Genomic DNA, 18907 nt, shown 5'->3' with positions numbered 1-18907 from the left:
GAGGGCAGGCGGTCTGGCGAACCCTTAGCCGATCAAAATTTTGATGTCGACGAAAGTTCCCGGGCAGGACAACTCTCGATGCGGTGGCGATGACGATGACGATGACGCCACCGCCACCGTCCCCGGTATCGAGGGCCTCTCCCTTCAGCAGGCGAGCACCGTTCGGGCGATAGTGATCGCGGCGACCACGAGAACCAGCGCAGCGAACATTCTCTGGAGCGCACGGCCGGTGATCCTGGTTGCGAAGCGGGCGGCGACGAGGGAGGCGATGAAGGCGGGGATGGCGAATGTCAGGGTGATAGCCCAGTCGACGCTTCCTGAGCTGGCGTGAGCCAGGAATCCTGCGGTGGAGTTGACGATAGTGATGAGCAGCGCCGTTCCGATCGCAGCGCCGATCGGAAGGCCGAGCAGCAGCACCAGTGCGGGCACGATCACGAACCCGCCACCGACACCGAGCAGGCCCGTGAGGAAGCCGGCACCCACACCGACGAGTACCGCATGGAGCACCCATCGGGGTCTACGTTCGGGCAGCTGCGGCCCTTGCGGGCGGGGCCGGAGCATTTGGATACCGGCCGCGATCATGAGCAGCGCGAACGCGAGCAGGACAACGTGCTGCGGAAGTAGCTGGTTGACGGCGGTCCCCACGAACGCAGCCGGGATGCCAGCGGTACCGACCGCGGCGGCGATCCGCCAATCCACGCCGCCTCGGAGGCGCGGGACGACGGCCGCGACCGATGAGGATGCTGCCATCACCAGCGACGTCGATATCGCCTCGGATACCGGGACTCCGAGGACGTAGACCAATGCGGGCACAGCGATGATCGCTCCGCCGGCACCGACCAAGCCGAGCACCGCCCCGACGAGGAGGCCGAAACCAATAATCCCTGCGAACACGATCAGACGCGCTGTTGGGCGATGAGGACTATTCGGGTATAAGTCATCTCTCGATCCTGAACAGCCTTGCGAAGAACCCGGTCGACGGCTTGTTCTCGTGGCCTGGGCAGCGCTGCGCGTTCGGGACAGCACGCATCACTTGGTCGACGTGCTGGCCACAGCCCGCCCAGGTCGTCTTCCCGCACGTGCGGCATGTCACAGCTCGGCACATGGCCGGCTCCTTTCTCGGCACCTTCCGATGCCCGTTGGCGGCCAACAGCCCGGACGGATGTCGGCCTCACCGGTCAGGCGAGGGCCATAAACAGCTTCTCGAGATCCTTCACCGTCATCGGGTCGGACTCGTCCTGCTCGTCGGTGATGCACTTCTGCATCGCAGTCGAGATGATCTGGAACCCAGCCTTATCCAGGGCACTCGATACGGCCGCGAGCTGGATGACGACGTCGCGGCACTTCCCGCCGTTCTCGATCGCAGCAATCACCGCGTTCAACTGGCCGTGCGCCCGGCGCAGACGGTTCAGAACCAGCTTCTGCGTGGCATCGACACTCTCACTCATTTGGGCCCCTTTTAGCTTCGCCGAAGATACCCCCGGTGGTATTCTTATAATAAAGCACCGAGTGAGCGATCTGGCGCCTGCGCGGCAGCGACACCCTGGATCCTCACGCCGAAACGGATAGGCCAGCCGCGACGGCATCCGCGTAGGCAGCGTCAATGTGGACGACGTCTCGGCCGACGCGATCGAGGATGCTGGATGCAATACCGGCCCGGTACCCAGACGCGCAGTGCACGAGAACCCGCCCGACGGGCACCTCGTCGATACGTCGGAGCAGCTCATGCAAGGGCACATTCACTGCGCTCTCGAGGTGGCCGGTCGTGAATTCATTAGCGCGGCGCACGTCGAGCACGACATCCTCCCGGGTCCGCATACCGGCGGCGGTCGGCCAGTCGACGCGCGGATACGAGCGCGTCAACGCCCCGGGAGCCGCATCGGCTGGGTCTTCGCCGTCTGCGACCTCGACGCCGTCGACGCCGATCCGCGACAGATCCCGGATGGCATGTTGGGATCGCCCCGAGTTCAGTTGACTCGTTGGGTTAGTGGTTTTATGCGGCGTTGAGGACCATGTTTATGGTCTCAAACTCGATCGGGGTGAGCTTACCGAGGCGGCGTTGTCGACACTTCCGGTGGTGGGTCTTCTCGGTCCAGACCACGATCGCGAGGCGTAGTTCTTCCCGGGTCGACCATCGTTGCCGGTCGAGGACGTTCTTCTGCAGGAGGGCGAAGAATGACTCCATCGCGGCGTTGTCGCCGCACGCGCCGACGCGGCCCATCGACTCGGTGATGCCGTTGTTCTTCAACACCCGCACGAACGCGTTGGAGCGGAATTGGGAGCCGCGGTCGCTGTTAAGCCGAATTTGGCTTAATTCGGACGCCGGATCCCAATACACATCCATCCGTTTCACCGAGACCGTTGCCCTCGAAGGTCTGACCGCGTCGATCGGATCCGTCGGCGACGCATACGACAGCGCGGCCGCCGAGACAGTGAACCGTCCCGGGTTTCGTGCCGTTTTCTTTCTTTGAAAGGATTTGGTTATGCCCAACAAATATCCCCTCGAGGTTCGTCAGCGTGCGACCCGGATGGCCCTGGATCGTCTGCCTGATTACCCGTCCCCGTGGGCAGCATGCCGAGACTTGGGTGAGAAGTTGAACGTGGGTCCGGAGACGCTGCGGAAGTGGGTTCGGCAGGCTCAAGTCGATGCCGGGACGAAGTCGGGGCCCTCGAGCGTGGAGCTGGAGGAGATACGCCGGCTGAAGAAGGAGGTTCGTGAGTTGAAAGAGACAAACGAGATCCTCAAAGCTGCTGCGTCTTTCTTCGCGAGGGAACTCGACCCTCGCCGCCACGGATAGTCGCGTTCATCGACCAGATGAAAGCGGATGGTCGCGCGGTCGAGTCGGCCTGTGAGGTCCTGCGCATGCAGGGCGTCCGGGTCGCTGCGCGAACATATCGGGCGTGGAAGAGACGTGCCGCGCCGCCGCGCGCGTTCAGCGACGCCGGAATCCTCGACGTGTTCCACCGGCTCCACCAGCGGGACGCGAAGGGCCGGCCCAAACCCGAGGTCCTCTATGGGCGGCGGAAGATGACGGCGTGGCTGTCCCGCAACGGGTTCCCCGGAGTGTCTAAGCACACGGTCGACCGTCTCATGCGTCTGGCCGGGATGAACGGACTGGTCCGCGGCAGGAAAACCAGGACCACGGTCCCTGCGAAGGATGGCAAACGCGCCGGTGATCTGCTGAACCGGGACTTCACCGCCCCGTTCCCGAACCATTCCTGGGTGACCGACTTCACCTATGTCGCCGCCTGGGCCGGGTTCGTCTATGTGGCGTTCGCGATCGACCTGTTCTCGAGGGCGATCGTCGGCTGGCAGGTCTCCACGGTGAAAGACACCAGCTTCGTGGAGGCATGCCTGCGGATGGCGTTGTGGCGGCGCGATCAAACGAGCCGCCCGATCGAGCCTGGGATGATCCATCACAGCGATGCCGGGTCCCAATACACATCAGTCAGATTCACCGAGACCGTGGCCCTCGAGGGCCTCACCGCGTCGATCGGATCGGTCGGCGACGCATACGATAACGCGGCCGCTGAGACCGTGATGGGGCTGTTCAAGAACGAAGCTATCGCGAAGAATTCACCCTTCCGTGTTGGTCCGCTCAAGACGATCACGGATGTTGAGGAGATCACCTTCGAGTGGGTGACTTGGTATAACAACGAACGACTCCACGGCTACCTCGGGAACATCCCACCCGAGGAGTACGAGCGGAACTACTACGCTCAAAGACACGGCGCATCAACCGGTGACGCCGCCAACAAAACGGCGGCATGAAAACCGGGACGGTTCAGCTTTCCCCATTACCCCCACGATTAAGCCGTGGTCGTGGTCCGATCGGGCGCTTAAATCTGCGTCTTTGCCGCAGATGACGATTCACGACCTCAGACACACCGCTGCGAGCCTAGCTATTTCCGCAGGCGCGAACGTGAAGGCGGTCCAAAAAATGCTTGGTCATGCATCAGCGGAAATGACCTTGGATACCTATGCAGATCTCTTCGATGACGATCTCAACACAGTTGCAGTGCGCCTGAATGAGGCCACTATCCCTTCAAATGTGGTCAGAAGCCCAACAAATGGGGACGACCATCTCTCGCTGATGACCATTTGTCCATACAGACAATGGGATGTAGCGGGAGCGGGACTTGAACCCGCGACACCACGATTATGAGCCGTGTGCTCTAACCACCTGAGCTACCCCGCCGGGACGCCGCCGAATGGGGCTGCGAGAGCCCCCTGTGGGAATCGGACCCACTACCTCTTCCTTACCAAGGAAGTGCTCTACCAATGAGCTAAGGGGGCGTGACCTGTCAATCACGCACAACTGGCGGCATGCAGTTCGAACAATATGGCGCCGCCCGGCACCACACGAGACTAGCATCCGTCCGCACCTCGATCCGCACGTTGTCTGTTGGTGATGCAATAGGGTTTTCGAATGAACTCCGACACTCTGCAGGGTATATCTGCGCCCGCCCCCGCATCCGTTGTCCCCTTTCGTTCTTCTGGATCCGAGTGGTGGCGCTCCGCTGTGATTTACCAGATCTATCCACGGTCCTTTGCCGACGGCATGGGTGATGACGGGCTCGGCGACCTCATCGGCATCACCGAGCGGATGCCCGCGCTGGTTGAACTCGGAGTGGACGCGATCTGGCTCTCGCCGTTCTACACCTCGCCGCAGAAAGACGCCGGATACGACGTGGCCGACTACTGCGACGTCGATCCGATCTTCGGCACCCTTGCCGATTTTGATGCCCTCCAAGCGCGGGCACACGAACTCGGCCTCAAGCTCATCGTCGACCTCGTGCCTAACCACTCCTCCGACCAGCACGCCTGGTTCCAGGCCGCCCTCGTGTCGCCGGCGGGAAGTCCCGAACGTGACCGCTACATGTTCAGCGAGGGCACCGGAACCGATGGCGAGTTGCCGCCCAACAACTGGGAATCCGTATTCGGCGGGCCGGCCTGGAGCCGACTCACGAACGCCGACGGCACAGCAGGCCAGTGGTATCTGCACCTCTTCGACCCTTCCCAGCCCGACCTCAACTGGCAAAACCCGTGGGTGCGCGAAAAGTTTCGCGACATCCTGCGCTTCTGGCTCGATCGTGGCGTCGACGGTTTCCGAGTGGATGTCGCCCACGGTCTAATCAAGGCGGCAGGGCTTCCCGACTACACGCCGCCGGCCGATGGCGGCAGCATGGGTGGTAGCGGCTCTCTCGGCCTGGAGCCGGAGATCGGCGCGCACGCCGGCACAGAACCCTCCACACCGCCCTACTGGGCGCAAGACGGCGTGCACGAGATCTATCGCGACTGGCATTCTGTTCTCGAGGAATACGAGGGTGACCGCGTGCTGTGTGCCGAGGCCTGGGTGGAGCCGCTCACCACGCTCGCGCGCTGGGTGCGCCCGGACGAGATGCACCAGGCCTTCAATTTTTCCTATCTCGAGACGCCCTGGAGCGGCCCGACCATGCGGGCGGTCATAAATTCATCGCTCACCGCATTCACCGGAGTGGGTGCCCCGAGCACGTGGGTGCTGTCGAATCACGACGTCGTGCGGCATGCCTCACGCCTCGCGCTCACCGCAGAAAATCCGCAGGGCCACGGAATCGGGCCGCGGTCGCCCGGGCAGCCGGAGCGTGCGCTCGGCCTGCGTCGAGCCCGCGCCGCCACCACTCTCATGCTCGCGCTTCCCGGAAGCGCCTACGTGTATCAGGGCGAGGAACTCGGCCTCCCCGAGGTCATCGACCTTCCCGATGATGCCAGACAGGATCCAACCTGGTTCCGCACCAACGGCGAGCGATACGGGCGGGACGGATGCCGCGTTCCGCTCCCCTGGGAGGCCGACTCGCCGTCCTACGGGTTCGGTGACAGCGGCAAGAGTTGGCTCCCGCAGCCCGCAGACTGGGCACCCTACGCCCGGGACTGCCAGCGCGGTGTCGTCGGCTCGACTCTCGAGCTTTACCGTGCCCTGCTGGCCGAGCGGGCGGCAGCAGATCTCGGACTCGGCGATATCGAGTGGCTCACCGGCTACCCGGATGCCGTGGTCGCGTTCCGCAATGGCTCCGTCACCGTGATCGCCAACACTGGCGCCGCTGCGGTGGCACTCCCGGCTGGCGAGATCATCGTGGCGTCCGAGGCCTTCGACACGCGGTTGCTACCCGGAGACACCTCTGTCTGGATCCGCTCGTAGGTGCGGGGTCTCGATACGGTCGCGGAGCGACCTACTCGACCACCAGCGCAGTCAGTTCGCAGTCAGTTCGCGTTGGCCTTCAGCCAGGCGAACGGGTCAACCGGCGTGTTGTTGAGGTGGATCTCGAGATGGAGGTGGGTGCCGGTTGAGGTGCCTGAATTGCCAACCTGGCCAACCTCATCCGTCACTTTGATTATCTGGCCGACAACCAGCCGCACTGAGCCCGCGAGCATATGCCCGTAGACGCTCTGCACCTTCTGGCCGTTGATGTTGTGGTCGATGGTCACGCTGTTACCGAGTCCACCGCGGTCGAAGTTGACGCTGCTTACCACTCCGTCGGCGATGGCCTGGATGACGACCCCTGAGCCGGGCGTGAAGTCGAGTCCCTGGTGGAAGGTTGAGCAGTATCCGCATCCGGGAACGACGCGAGGACCGAACCCCGAGCTAATCGGCACCGCCACCGGGAATGGCCACTGGATCGTGCCGTTCGGGTCGTTGGTGTACTCGGTGCTTCGGGCCGCCGACGCGTACCGAGTGGCAATCTGCTGCACGAGAGAGGCGACCGTGTAGGCGTCGCGAGTGGGTGCGGCGGAGGTCGCGAGACCATCCACCCGCAGGTTCTGGGCACCCCCAGTCTGCACCAGCCCGGTCTGCGCCAGCCCGATTGCGGACACAGATGGCATGCCGAGAAAAGCACTTGCCGGCAGGGAGGTGGAGATGAGCAGTGCCACTGCTCCCACCATCGCTCCCGCGGTCATCAGCTTGCGCAGTACGCGACGCACGATGTTTCGGCGCAGTGCTGCCGGGCGGTCCACTGTCTGGATTGCACCGATCCGGCGGATGCGCTCACGCGGCTCGACCCGGCGACGCTCCGCCAACTCACGCCGAGATCTGGCCGGCGGCAGTGGGAGCTCGCCGTTCACGCGACTCCGCGTTGGGGGACAGAGACTTGAGGTAGAGCGTGTCCGCGCACGCGAACGCCGTCACTTGTCGGTAGTGACATGAAGGCTGCTCCTTGCGGCAATGCGTGGCACCCGTAAACGGTCACCACCACGATTTTGCTTCGGGTTCAAAATATCACAATGAGCATGCGATGCTTAGGAACTCGCTAAGACTAGCCACGCGGCCCAGAGAACGCCAGCCCCCGAGTGCGGGGGGACGTCAGTTTGCGTTTGCCTTGAGCCAGGCGAACGGGTCGACCGGTGTTCCGTCGAGGTGCACCTCGAGGTGCAGGTGTGCGCCGGTGGAATGCCCCGTATTTCCCACCTCGCCGAGCTCCTGTGCCACGGTCACCTGTTGGCCGACGACAACCTTGATCGATCCGGCGATCATGTGCGCGTAGATGCTCTGCACCTTCTGGCCGTTGATGTTGTGGTCGACAATCACGTGATACCCGAAGTTGCTGTCATATGCGGCATACGTGACTGTTCCGGGGGCGATCGCGCCGATCGGGGTCCCCACACCGGGGATGAAGTCCAGTCCCTCGTGGAACGAGGAACACCCGCCGCAGGGTGAAACGCGGCTGCCGAACCCAGAACTGATCGGTACCGGCGCGGGGAACGGCCACTGGATGGTGCCGTTCGGGTTATTGGTATAGGCGAAGTTCTGGAGTCCGAACTTCATGCGGGCTTGCTGCATGGTATTGACCACGGTGTAGCGATCGCGCGTGGGGGCAACATCCGTGGCATCCCCATCGACCGCCAGGCTCTGCACTTCCGAGGTCGAGGCAGTGGGCAGCTGTGGGGCAAGGGCGCTCGCTGAATTCAGCTGCAGCGCCACGGCTGGAAGCGAGGTCGCTACGAGTAGTGCACCCGCGCCGAACATCGCGCTGATGGTGATGAATTTACGCAGGAGCGGGGTGCGGCGGGCTGCCGGAGTGTGGGCTGCCGGGGTGCGGGCTGCCGGGGTGCGGACAACACGCGGCTGCGGGGCAGACTTCGCCCCTCGCGCTGCGCCTCGGGTCGGGGCAGCCCTCAGGCTGCGAGAGGCTTTCGTGCGTCGCACGCGGGACGCCGATGCCAGTGCTGATGCCGATGTCTCCTGCTCTCGCAGGGCACGGCGCGTCGTTGGCGCAGAAATCGGTCGGCCCGCGCCCGTCGAGCCGTGGCCGCCGCTGCCGCTGAAGTCGATGTTGCCGTCGAGTTGCCCCACGCTACCGGGCCTCCGGAGTCGCCAGCCGTGCGCGCGTGGATAGATAACGGGTGTTCAAACTGGTGGTCCTCCAACAACGAATACAACGAGAAGGAGAACTCGAGTACGTCTGTAGGTCAGTAGCTGCGTGCGAAAACCCCGAGCCGAGGCCCGAATGGTTTATAACGAATGGCTACAGATTACGTCACTGTCGGGCAAACGGCAATTGCGACGAGTGCCTCGGGCGTTGCGCAAGCCACGACGGACCAGTGGTTTGTGCGGTTTTGCGGTGGTGGCAAGTGCGAGATTCGAACTCACGAAGTCTTAGACGGCTGATTTACAGTCAGATCCCTTTGGCCACTTGGGTAACTTGCCATGCGCGTCATCCACTGCTCCGACGCGCAGGTAAAGAATACAGGGTGAATCACTCCGAAGAAATCGTCGGATTCACTGATGCAGTCCGAGCCCATCCTGCCGTCATCCACCGCCCGATACGCAGCGCACCAACCGCTACTGTGCGGCCGCCTTCGTCGCATAGCCGGTGGAATAGCGGATTACGTCACGGAGATACTGCCCAGACCCGTTATAGGCCAGCACTGCCTGCCGCCAGCCGCCTTCGGTATCGACCGCCTTATCTCCCGCTCGACAGAGATAAGCCGCCGCGGCAAGCGTCGAATCGTCGATGTTCTGCGGATCCTCGACCCCATCGGCGTTGCCGTCCGCATGCCAGTTTCGCCAGGCTTCGGGAATGAGCTGCATCGGTCCGACAGCCCGGTCGATGGTCGGATCTCCGTCAATCACACCCTGATCAGAATCCGGGATGTTGGCGACAGCTCCCCCGTCGAGCGGCACCCCGAAGATCGCCGGAGTAGCGGTGCCGTCCGCGGCGATTCTTCCGCCGAAGATCGTGCCATGGCGCGACTCGATCTCACCGATGCCGGCGAGGGTATTCCAGCCGATCCCGCACTGGCGGCTCTCGAATGAGATCGCGACCCCTGCGTAGGCGGCCAATGCACGCGGGGGAATATCAGTCTTCTTCGCAGTGGCCGCGACCCAGGCTGGGTCTGCACGCGCGGAAAGAGCGGGGCCGGCAGGTATAGCGGCCGCTGTGACCGGCGCGGCGGTCGCGAACCGAGCGAGCGGCGTCGGCGGGCCCGCGGTATCCGGAAGCCCGAACAGATCGCGGCCGCCCGGCACCGCGAACACGATGATGGCGCTGACCACAACCACAGTGGCCACCAGGCCAGCCGCGGAGATCAAGATCACGCGCAGTTTCGACATCGGCTTCTATCTTCGACCAACACGCCCGTTAAGCTGCTGACATGGCTGACCCAACTTTTGACATCGTGAGCAAGGTCGACAAAATGGAGGCCGACAACGCACTCCACCAAGCGCAGAAGGAGATCGCCCAGCGATACGACTTCAAGAACGTCGGGGCGGAGGTGGACTGGAGCGGCGAGAAACTGCTGCTCAAGGCCTCATCCGAAGATCGTGTGAAGGCGGTGCTGGAGGTTCTGGAGGCCAAGTTCATCAAGCGCGGCATCTCACTGCGCAGTCTCGACACCGGAGAGCCCTATCCCTCGGGGAAGGAGCACCGGATCGACGTCTCGCTCAAGAACGGAATTTCGAGCGAGGATGCGAAGAAGGTCTCGAAGCTCATTCGCGATGAGGGCCCCAAGAGTGTGAAGGCCCAGATCCAGGGTGACGAACTGCGGGTCACCTCCAAGAGCCGGGACGACCTCCAGTCGACGATGGCACTGCTTAAAGGTGCAGATCTCGACCTCGACCTTCAGTTCGTCAATTTTCGCTAATCCGGCCTCGTTACCGACCCGATGGTCTCGTTCGTCGTCAACTTTTTTGCAAGTTCGGTCTTCGCAACGATCGCTTTGATTGTGGATATCGCGATTCGTATTGTCGCCGTGATCGTGGTGCCACAGAACCGCAAGCCGCAGACCGCGATGGCCTGGCTGCTGGCGATTTTCCTCATTCCCTACATTGGCATCCTGCTCTTCCTGCTCTTCGGCAGCACAAAGCTGCCGCGGCGCCGACGGGAAAAGCAGGAGGAAATCAACACCTTCCTCCTCGAGACGACCGAGGGGATGGATCGGGTCGAGAAGGAAGACGGCTTCCCCTCCTGGCTCGAGCCGATCGTGGAGCAGAACCGCGCGCTCGGCTCGATGCCTCTCGTCGGGGGCAACACCGCCACCCTGTACACCGAGTATTCACACTCTTTGGCGGCAATGACCGCTGCCGTCGGCACCGCCACACGCTTCGTGCACGCGGAGTTCTACATCCTGTCGTTCGACGCGACAACCAAGCCGTTTTTCGACGCGCTCGAAGCCGCGGTGGCGCGCGGGGTGACCGTGCGGGTGCTGTTCGACCACATCGCATCCATCCGCTCCCCCGGCTATCTGCGCACCGTCCGTCAGCTGAAGCGAATCGGGGCGCAGTGGCACCCCATGCTGCCGGTGCAGCCGTGGCGTGGCCGCTGGCAGCGACCAGACCTGCGCAATCATCGCAAGCTGCTGGTGATCGATCGCACTGTGGCCTTCACCGGGTCGCAGAACATGATCGACCGCAGCTATAACAAGCGGGGGAATATTCGCCGTGGCTTGCAGTGGAAAGACCTGATGGTGCGCTTCGAGGGGCCGATCGTCGCAGGTATCAACGCACTCTTCGTCACAGATTGGTACAGCGAGACCGACGAGTTGCTCATGCGTGAGACCGACCGCATGCCCGAGGAAAAGATCCTGGATGCGCTGGATGCTCAGGTGGTGCCGAGCGGTCCGGGGTTCGATCTCGAGAACAACCTGCGCCTCTTCAACTCGCTCCTGTATAGCGCGCAGCATCGGGTGATCATCACCAGCCCGTACTTTGTCCCTGACGACTCGATGCTGTACGCCCTCACCAATGCCGCCTATCGTGGGCTCGACGTGCAGCTATTCTGCTCCGCGGTGTCCGACCAGCCCGTCGTGTTCCATGCTCAGCGCAGCTACTACGAAGCGCTGCTGCGGGCGGGCGTGCGCATTTGGCTGTACCAGTCGCCGACGGTGCTGCACGCGAAGCACTTCACCATCGACGATGAGGTGGCAGTAATCGGTTCGAGCAATATGGACATGCGCTCGTTCAGCCTCAACTACGAAATCTCGGTGATGCTGCGCGGTCGCCACCTCGTCGCGCAGCTTCGGGAAATCGAAGACACCTACCGCACGCAGTGCACCGAGCTCATGCTCGATGAGTGGCTCACCCGCCCGCTGCGTTCGAAGGTGCTCGATAACACGGCGCGGTTGACGGCCGCGGTGCAATAAGTCCGGTGTTCAGTGCTGGCAGGTGCGAAACCCCTCTGACACGCGCTCAGTCGGACTGACGGGATACCGACACCATCTCGTCACGCGGCACGAGCTTGATGCGAATACGTCCCGCTGGTTCCCCGAGCGACCTTTCGTGTGCATCGAGTCGGTGCCAACCGCCGAGATCAGTAAATTCGACCCCCCGGTCCCGAAGCAAGTCCACGATCGACCCCTCGTCGGGATGAGCCGGAGCCCACCAGTTGGCCTGGTCGTTCACCACATGCTTGACGGTCTCCATCGCGTCACTCTTGGTGTGACCGATGAGTCCGACCGGGCCGCGCTTGATCCAGCCGGTGGCGTAGACGCCGGGTAGCGGGTGATCCGTATCATCGAGCACCTGGCCCTCGCGATTAGGGATAACCCCGCGCTTCTCATCAAAGGGGATCCCGGCCAGCGGCGACCCGAAGTATCCGACCGCGCGATACAGGCCCTGCACCGGCAGCTGCCGGATTTCGCCGGTACCGACGATCCCTCCCTGTCCATCCGGGGCGGTGCGTTCATAGCGGAAGCCCTCGACCCGTCCATCTCCGGTGACCTCCAGTGGCCTCGCATGGAAGTGCAGGTGCAGCCGTCGGGATGCCGTACCCGCCTCGCGCGCGCGCCACTGGGTGAAAACCTTGTTGATCACAAACACCTGCTTATTGCTGGCGATGGCGGCCGTCGAGGCCTCGTCGTAGTCAAAGTCCTCATCGTGCACGATGACATCCACATCGCGAAGCTCGCCGAGCTCGCGCAGTTCGAGCGGGGTGAACTTCACCTGCATCGGCCCACGACGTCCAAAGACGTGTACGTCTGTGACCGGTGAGGCGACGAGCGCTTCGTAGACATTGCCCGGAATGTCGGTGGGCAGCAAGTCATCCGCGTGCTTGGCGAGAATCCGTGCCACGTCGAGGGCAACGTTACCGTTGCCGATTACCGCAACTTCCTTCGCCGTCAGCGGCCAGTCACGCGGCACATCAGGATGTCCGTCATACCAGCTCACGAATTCAGCGGCACCGTAGCTGCCGTCCAGATCGATACCCGGGATGTCGAGGTCGGCATCGCGCACGGCACCGGTAGAGAAAATCACCGCGTTGTAGTGCGACTTCAAGTCATCCAGGGTGACGTCCCGACCGTAGAGCACGTTACCGAAGAGGCGGATGCGTCCGGTGTCGAGCACATCCCGCAGCGCAGTGATGATGCCCTTGATGCGCGGATGGTCGGGTGCGACGCCGTAACGAACAAGTCCATACGGTGCAGGAAGCTGTTCGAACAGATCGATCGACACGTCGAAGTTCTTCTCCGCCTTGAGGAGGAGGTCGGCCGCGTAAATTCCCGCGGGACCAGCGCCGACAATGGCGAGTCTCAGTTTTGTCATGGGTTCCTCGGTTCGTCTGCGGGCATCACGAAAATCACGACCACCGGCGCGGTGCGGTTACTTGGAGCGTTCGACGACGCTGTCCGCAAAGCGGGTGAGGGCTTTCTTCACCGGCCCATCGGGCAGCGGTGCAAGCGCCTCGACAGCCTCGCGTGCCCAGCGGTGAGCCTCGTCGAGGGTCTTCTGCGTCACCGGGTGACCGCGCAGCTGGGCGATTGCGCGGCCCAGTTCCGCTTCATCCGGATTCTCGGGCGAATACTTCGCCGCATTCACATCGCGCTCGATGCGGGTCAGCAAGTCGGCGGCATCGAGGTGGGTTTTTGCGAGGTCACGCAGGTAGAGCAGTGGGAGCGTGGCCACTCCCGATCGCAAATCGGTTCCGGGTGTTTTACCCGTCCCGTCCTCGCCACCCGACAGGTCGATCACGTCATCGATGAGCTGGAATGCGATGCCGATTTTCTCCCCGAATACCTTGACCGGGGTGCGGTACTCCTCGGGAGCGTTGCCGAAGATCACCCCCATCTCCGCCGCAGCGGCGATGAGCGAGCCGGTCTTGTCGGCGAGCACCTGAATGTAGTGGTCGATTGGATCTTCGCCAATCCGCGGGCCAATGGTCTCGTGAAGCTGACCGAGGCAGAGCCGCTCAAAAGTGTTGGCCTGCAGCATGATGGCGCGTTCTCCGAGCCCGGACATCAGCTTGGACGCCCGCGCGAACAGAAGGTCGCCGGTGAGGATAGCCACCGAGTTGCCCCAGACATTCTGGGCGCTCGGGACCCCGCGGCGCATGCCCGCCTCGTCCATGACATCGTCGTGATACAGCGACGCGAGGTGCGTGATCTCAAGGGCCTGCGCCGCGATCACGACCTCAGGAGTATTTCCCGCACCGAGCTGGGCGGTCAGCAGCGCGAGGGTGGGACGTACCCGCTTGCCGCCCGCATTGAGCAGGTACCGGGTGGTGACATCCGCCAGATCGTCTGCGAAGGAGACTTGGTTGAGCAGCCCGGTTTCGACTTGGTTGAGGCCGTCATCGATCGCCGAGGCGAACTTGCGCTCGTCCGCGGACGAGAAGAGCTTGTCGCCGAGTCCCAACGCGGAAGTGAGGGAGACACGGCGTCGGGTGATGGGCACGCTGGGGGTCACGGAGTCGGCCTTACCATCGGTGGCGGATACGAAGCCCTAGGGCTTCGTAGCCGACGGGTTGTCCGGGTTGGTGACGACATCGGTGTCGACGATAGTTTCGATCACCGGCTTCTTCGGCGCTGCTGTTTTGCGCGCCGCACGGCGGGTGACCATGCGAGCCGGCTTATGCCCGCGGTGCAGGGCGACTACCCCACCTGTGAGGTTGCGATAGGCAACGCGGGTGAACCCCGCTCCCCGGATCCACTGGCTCAGCGTCACCTGATCGGGCCACTCCCGGATGGAGTCGGCGAGGTAGGTGTAGGCCTCTGGGTTTGAGCTGGCCGCTCCCACGATCGACGGCATCAGGTAGCGCATGTAGGCACCATAGCCCGCACGGAAAATGGCTCGCGACGGAGTGCTGAACTCGCAGATCACGAGGCGACCACCGGGTTTGAGCACCCGATACATCTCCGCGAGGGCCTGCTTGGGTACCTCCACATTGCGGAGCCCGAACGACGCGGTGACTGCGTCGAATTCGCCATCGGCGAATGGCAGATCCATCGCGTCCGCGACAACGAAGGTGATGGTCGAATGCCTCTGCCTTCCGACCTCGATCATTCCAGGTGAGAAGTCTGCGGCAACGATGTCGGCCCCGCTCTTGGCGAGCGCGGCGGAACTCGTCCCCGTGCCCGCTGCGATGTCGAGAATCCGCTCACCCGCCACAGGCGCGACGGCACGGGTGGTAGCGAGACGCCAGATAAACGAATTGCCCATTGACAGGACGTCATTGGTGCGATCGTAGTGTTTAGCGACCCCGTCGAACATCTCAGCGACCTCTTTGGGTTGCTTAGTCAGATCTGCCTTTGCCACGCCGAGAAGTCTAGTTCAGCGTTCCTGTGCATCTGCGGCTCTCAGCGAGGCCCAGCTAGTGTTGGCACCGTGACCGCACTCGGGCCTTTCGACAATGGTGCGATGGTGCCATCGCTTACAGTTGAGACAACCGCGACGGCCGATCTCGGCCCCCTTGTTCCGCTCCTCGCGCCGCAGCACCCGCTGCTCTGGATGCGCCGCGGATTCGGTGTTGCCGGGCATGGCGAAGCGCTCAGGCTCGAGTTCTCGGGCCCCGACCGCCTGCGGGATGCCGCGATCGCGTGGCAACATATCGGTGCCGCTGCGGCCGTGACAGATCCGCTGAACCGCACCGGCACGGGACTGCTCGCCTTCGGCACTTTTGCCTTCTCCGACACCTCGGCGACGACGAGCGTTCTCATCGTGCCGTCGATCATCATCGGTCGCGATAAGGGTCAGAGCTGGCTGACCCGCATCTCTGTTGGAGAACTCGAACCGTTGGTCCTGCCGACGATCCGCCCCCTGGGTTCGAACTACCGTGTCGATCTCCAGCCGGGAACAATGCCGGATGCCGACTACCGAGACGCGGTTGCAGCCGCCGTGCTGCGCATCCAGTCCCGAGAGATCAGCAAGGTCGTGCTGGCCCGCGAACTGGTAGGTCGGCTACCGGATGGCGCGGACATCCGCCGGGTCATCGATGCACTCGCCGCCGGCTATCCTGACTGCTGGACCTTTGCCGTCGATGGCTTCATCGGATCGAGTCCGGAGACCCTCGTTACCGTGGATGCCGGCTCGGTGACCGCTCGAGTTCTCGCCGGGAGCGCTGCCCGGGGGTGTGACGCCGCATCGGACGAAGAGGCGGCGACCGCGCTCGCCACCTCGACCAAAGACCAGGATGAGCACCGGTACGCCGTGCAAAATGTGCTCGCCTCATTGCGAACGCACAGTCCGAACGTTATGGCCAGCGAGATGCCATTCACCCTCAAGCTGCCCAATGTCTGGCATCTCGCGAGTGATATCGAGGGGGATCTCATCGACGGTTCGACTTCGCTGGACCTGATTCGATCTCTGCATCCCACCGCCGCCGTTGCCGGAACACCGACCACGGATGCCCTGCGCGTCATCGGCGAGCTCGAACCATTCGACCGCGGCCGGTACGCCGGTCCAGTCGGCTGGGTGGGGGCGGATGGCAACGGCGAGTGGGCAGTAGCAGTGCGAAGTGCTCAGTTCGAAGCGGACGGTCGGATCACGGCGTATGCCGGTGCCGGCATCGTCGCCGAGTCAGTGCCCGAACGGGAACTGCTCGAGACGCGGATGAAGTTCCGTCCCCTTGTGGAGGCGCTGGACTGAGGCGCATCAACCGTCAGCGAGCCGCGCCAGTTGCTCCGATACGGAGTACCGCGCGATCGGCCAGTCGAGGCGTAACCCGCGAAGCGCGTCGAGCAGCAGGTGTTGCACCGCCACTCGGGCGTACCACTTGTGATCTGCGGGGATCACAAACCACGGAGCATCCGCCGTCGAAGTCTTCTCAAACGCGACCTGATACGCCTCTTGGTACTGTGCCCAGAATGCCCGCTCGTCCAAGTCACCCGGACTGAACTTCCAATGCTTCTTCGGGTCGGCGAGCCGGGCTGCGAGGCGGGCTTTCTGTTCATCCGGACTGATGTGCAGCATCACCTTGACGATAGTCGTGCCGCTCGCAGCGACCCGCTTCTCGAAGTCGTTGATCGCGTCGTAGCGTTGCTCGATCACTGCGGGGTCAGCCAGGCTGTGAACCCGCGCGATAAGTACATCCTCGTAGTGTGAACGGTCGAAAACGCCAAGCAATCCCGGGGCCGGCAGCCGTGTGCGAATCCGCCAGAGAAAGTCGTGCGAGAGCTCCTCCAGCGTCGGTTTCTTGAAGGCGTGCACCGCGACACCCTGTGGATCGACGCCCCCGACGACGTGCTCGACAATGCCGCCCTTGCCAGCGGTGTCCATCGCCTGGAGCACAAGCAGCACTGAGCGGATGCCGCCGAACCGACTCTCCGCCCATAACCGCTCCTGCAAATCACCCAGCTCGGCATGGCCCTCATCGAGCAGTGCCTTGCCGCCGGCTTTGTCGCAGTCGAGACCGGGTGTCGACGACGAATCGACGCTCGCGAGCGAGAAACCGGCACCCACTTTCAGGAGGGCTCCCGGATCCTCGGACCATGCAGTTTTCGCCATAGGCCAGATGCTACTCGCGGGTCTGCAACACTCAGCGAGGCAGTACCACCTCGACAAGCGTCGGGGCCTCGGACGCGGCGAGCGCCTCATCCAGCTCGCCCCGGTTTCGCGCCACACGATACTCCCACCCGTACGCAGCCGCCAGCGCTCGCAGGTCCACAGACTGCGGCGTGTATTGCACCCGATCGAAGAAGACTGCCGGAGCCGTCGCGGCGACATCGAGCCCGTCGAAGATAGTGCCACCGCCGTCGTTGCCCACCACCACCTGAATTCGCGGCCTCACCTCGCCTCGGCCGAACAGCAGTGCACCGACGTCGTACAGCGCGGTCAGGTCACCAACGAGCACGCGGGTGATTCCGGATGCGCCGCCGCCCTCGGCATCCTGGCTCGAAAGTGCGATCCCGGTGGCCGTCGCAATTGTTCCGTCGATACCTGCGAGCCCACGGTTGGCGTGCACGCGGATGCGCTTGCCCGAAACATAGGTGTCTGCCTCACGAATGAGCCGGGATGCCCCGAGCACGAGCCGGTCGTGTGGCCAGGTCACGCGCCAGACTGCCTCCACGAGCATGCGTCGGGTCACCGGCTCCCGGAATACGGCGAGCTGTTCGCGAGCAAAATCCCCTGCACGCTCTGGAACGTTCGAGGCCGGTGCCAATTCGAGGGCGAGCATGCCGCGACTGGCATGAACCCAGCTGCCGAGCCATGCCCGTGCGGCTGGGGACTCGTCTGATTCCCCGTCATGGACCACTGACTCATCGATGGTCGCAGCACGATGGCCGGGGTTGTAGGCGTGAGCGGTGACACCGCGCACGACGTGCACGACCACGTTCGAGCGGCTGAGCATGGCTGGTATCTGGCGACTGAGCGTGGGATGTCCGAACACGACCGCGCGCTCGATTAGTCCGCCGAACTCAGGGTCGTCGAGCAACCGCCGATAGGCGACGACGAGGTTCGGGCCGTAATGCGATCCGCTCGAGACCTCGGCGAGCAGCGGCACCCCGAGCGACCGCGCGAAGGCCTCCGCATCGGGGCCGGCGTCATGCCCGGCTATGACAACCGTGTGCGGGGCGTGCTCGATCTGACGTGGCGGAAGAGCCGAGCCCGCGGTGATGTCGTAGACCGGGAGCGGGGGAAGTGCCTCGATAGTTCCCGACAGTGGCTCACGGAACGCGAGGTTGAGCTGCACCGGGCCGGGCGTACCGGATGCGGCTGCGAAAGCCTCGCGCGCCAGCGACTCTGCGCCAGACACATCCACCGGCGGCGGCACGTCCCGCACCCAACCAACCGAGCTTCCGAAGATTCCCAGCTGATCGGTGGTCTGGTTGGCTCCGATGCCGCGAAGCTCGGCCGGGCGATCCGCAGTCAGTAGCAGGAGGGGAACGCCGGAGTGATGCGCTTCAAGCACCGCGGGGTGCAGGTTGGCAACTGCCGTTCCCGAGGTCGTGATGATCGCGACCGGAAGCCCGGTCTCCACGGCGATACCGAGGGCAAGGAAGCCAGCGACCCGCTCATCGATTCGCACCCGAAGTCGAACCCGCCCGTCGTGCTCCCAGGCGGCGGCGGCCAAGGCGAGCGCTTGCGACCGGGCACCGGGACACAGCACGATGTCGCGCATACCCCTGCCGATGAGTTCACCGATCAGGGCAACCGAAAACAAGGTAGCGGCGTTACTTTCAGACATCGCTCCAGCAGCGGCTGTGCTGACGGGAGCCTGG

General features: G+C 63.5%; 16 protein-coding genes, 3 tRNA genes and 2 pseudogenes. 6 read left to right on the top strand and 15 right to left on the bottom strand.

The window, feature by feature from the left end; all coding sequences use genetic code 11:
• Positions 1 to 144 precede the first annotated feature (144 nt).
• The 4 genes and pseudogenes from IWX88_RS00245 to IWX88_RS00230 all read right to left on the bottom strand — a co-directional run.
• Positions 145 to 894, bottom strand: a complete 750-nt coding sequence (locus IWX88_RS00245; RefSeq protein WP_370568114.1) for a sulfite exporter TauE/SafE family protein — start codon at positions 892 to 894, stop codon at positions 145 to 147.
• A 284-nt stretch (positions 895 to 1178) separates the two neighbouring features.
• Positions 1179 to 1448, bottom strand: a complete 270-nt coding sequence (locus IWX88_RS00240; protein WP_196826411.1) for a metal-sensitive transcriptional regulator — start codon at positions 1446 to 1448, stop codon at positions 1179 to 1181.
• Between the two features lie 103 nt (positions 1449 to 1551).
• Entirely contained in the window at positions 1552 to 1863 is a 312-nt protein-coding gene (locus tag IWX88_RS00235; protein ID WP_196826410.1) for a rhodanese-like domain-containing protein, read from the bottom strand.
• Positions 1864 to 1993: 130 nt separating this feature from the next.
• Positions 1994 to 2299 (bottom strand): annotated as a pseudogene (locus IWX88_RS00230) (transposase); the annotation flags it as partial.
• Between the two features lie 184 nt (positions 2300 to 2483).
• Here IWX88_RS00230 and IWX88_RS00225 point away from each other — a divergent pair.
• A protein-coding gene (locus tag IWX88_RS00225) for an IS3 family transposase (RefSeq protein ID WP_196826409.1) occupies positions 2484 to 3772 on the top strand; the annotation gives its coding sequence in 2 pieces (ribosomal slippage) (positions 2484 to 2754 and positions 2754 to 3772; 1290 coding nt in all).
• A gap of 91 nt (positions 3773 to 3863) precedes the next feature.
• Positions 3864 to 4166, top strand: a pseudogene (locus tag IWX88_RS00220) (tyrosine-type recombinase/integrase); the annotation flags it as partial.
• Here IWX88_RS00220 and IWX88_RS00215 read toward each other — a convergent pair.
• A tRNA-Met gene (locus IWX88_RS00215) sits at positions 4126 to 4199 on the bottom strand. The pseudogene IWX88_RS00220 and the gene IWX88_RS00215 sit on opposite strands and share 41 nt — an antisense overlap.
• A gap of 26 nt (positions 4200 to 4225) precedes the next feature.
• Positions 4226 to 4297 (bottom strand) — tRNA-Thr (locus IWX88_RS00210).
• Positions 4298 to 4430: 133 nt separating this feature from the next.
• Here IWX88_RS00210 and IWX88_RS00205 point away from each other — a divergent pair.
• Entirely contained in the window at positions 4431 to 6179 is a 1749-nt protein-coding gene (locus IWX88_RS00205; protein WP_196826408.1) for a glycoside hydrolase family 13 protein, read from the top strand.
• Positions 6180 to 6241: 62 nt separating this feature from the next.
• On the opposite strand, the gene IWX88_RS00200 is transcribed toward IWX88_RS00205, so the two are convergent.
• From IWX88_RS00200 to IWX88_RS00185, 4 genes are all read right to left on the bottom strand, one after another.
• A complete protein-coding gene (locus IWX88_RS00200) occupies positions 6242 to 7102 on the bottom strand; it encodes a M23 family metallopeptidase (protein ID WP_196826407.1) in 861 nt (286 codons plus the stop codon).
• Between the two features lie 238 nt (positions 7103 to 7340).
• The gene (locus tag IWX88_RS14130) at positions 7341 to 8330 is read right to left on the bottom strand and encodes a M23 family metallopeptidase (protein WP_196826406.1); all 990 of its coding nucleotides are present in this window, start codon (positions 8328 to 8330) and stop codon (positions 7341 to 7343) included.
• Between the two features lie 269 nt (positions 8331 to 8599).
• Positions 8600 to 8684, bottom strand: a tRNA-Tyr gene (locus tag IWX88_RS00190).
• A 135-nt stretch (positions 8685 to 8819) separates the two neighbouring features.
• Positions 8820 to 9590 (bottom strand): lytic transglycosylase domain-containing protein, encoded by a 771-nt coding sequence (locus tag IWX88_RS00185; RefSeq protein WP_196826405.1) that lies wholly within the window; start codon positions 9588 to 9590, stop codon positions 8820 to 8822.
• A 41-nt stretch (positions 9591 to 9631) separates the two neighbouring features.
• Between IWX88_RS00185 and IWX88_RS00180 the strand changes: the two genes are divergently transcribed.
• Positions 9632 to 10120, top strand: a complete 489-nt coding sequence (locus tag IWX88_RS00180; protein WP_196826404.1) for a YajQ family cyclic di-GMP-binding protein — start codon at positions 9632 to 9634, stop codon at positions 10118 to 10120.
• Positions 10121 to 10141: 21 nt separating this feature from the next.
• The gene (gene cls / locus IWX88_RS00175) at positions 10142 to 11617 is read left to right on the top strand and encodes a cardiolipin synthase (RefSeq protein WP_196826403.1); all 1476 of its coding nucleotides are present in this window, start codon (positions 10142 to 10144) and stop codon (positions 11615 to 11617) included.
• Between the two features lie 46 nt (positions 11618 to 11663).
• On the opposite strand, the gene IWX88_RS00170 is transcribed toward cls, so the two are convergent.
• The 3 genes from IWX88_RS00170 to IWX88_RS00160 are packed head-to-tail and all read right to left on the bottom strand — an operon-like array spanning position 11664 to position 15005.
• Positions 11664 to 13016 carry an FAD-dependent oxidoreductase gene (locus IWX88_RS00170; protein WP_196826402.1) on the bottom strand — a complete coding sequence of 451 codons (1353 nt, stop codon included), beginning with the start codon at positions 13014 to 13016 and terminating at the stop codon, positions 11664 to 11666.
• A gap of 57 nt (positions 13017 to 13073) precedes the next feature.
• Positions 13074 to 14156 (bottom strand): polyprenyl synthetase family protein, encoded by a 1083-nt coding sequence (locus tag IWX88_RS00165; RefSeq protein ID WP_196826401.1) that lies wholly within the window; start codon positions 14154 to 14156, stop codon positions 13074 to 13076.
• Positions 14157 to 14192: 36 nt separating this feature from the next.
• A complete protein-coding gene (locus IWX88_RS00160) occupies positions 14193 to 15005 on the bottom strand; it encodes a class I SAM-dependent methyltransferase (protein ID WP_370568113.1) in 813 nt (270 codons plus the stop codon).
• 102 nt (positions 15006 to 15107) lie between these two features.
• On the opposite strand from IWX88_RS00160, the gene IWX88_RS00155 reads away from it, so the two are divergent.
• On the top strand, positions 15108 to 16334 hold the full coding sequence (locus IWX88_RS00155; protein ID WP_196827718.1) for an isochorismate synthase MenF: 1227 nt from the start codon (positions 15108 to 15110) through the stop codon (positions 16332 to 16334).
• 6 nt (positions 16335 to 16340) lie between these two features.
• On the opposite strand, the gene IWX88_RS00150 is transcribed toward IWX88_RS00155, so the two are convergent.
• Complete coding sequence (locus tag IWX88_RS00150) at positions 16341 to 17192, bottom strand: polyphosphate kinase 2 family protein (protein WP_196826400.1); 852 nt, start codon at positions 17190 to 17192, stop codon at positions 16341 to 16343.
• 31 nt (positions 17193 to 17223) lie between these two features.
• On the bottom strand, positions 17224 to 18873 hold the full coding sequence (menD, locus tag IWX88_RS00145) for a 2-succinyl-5-enolpyruvyl-6-hydroxy-3-cyclohexene-1-carboxylic-acid synthase (RefSeq protein WP_196826399.1): 1650 nt from the start codon (positions 18871 to 18873) through the stop codon (positions 17224 to 17226).
• Positions 18874 to 18907: the final 34 nt, after the last annotated feature.

The sequence above is a fragment of the Frigoribacterium sp. CG_9.8 genome (genome assembly GCF_015751965.1).
Classification (GTDB): domain Bacteria; phylum Actinomycetota; class Actinomycetes; order Actinomycetales; family Microbacteriaceae; genus Lacisediminihabitans.
Note: the sequence above shows the minus strand (reverse complement) of the source record. Positions and strands in the feature narration are given on the sequence as shown.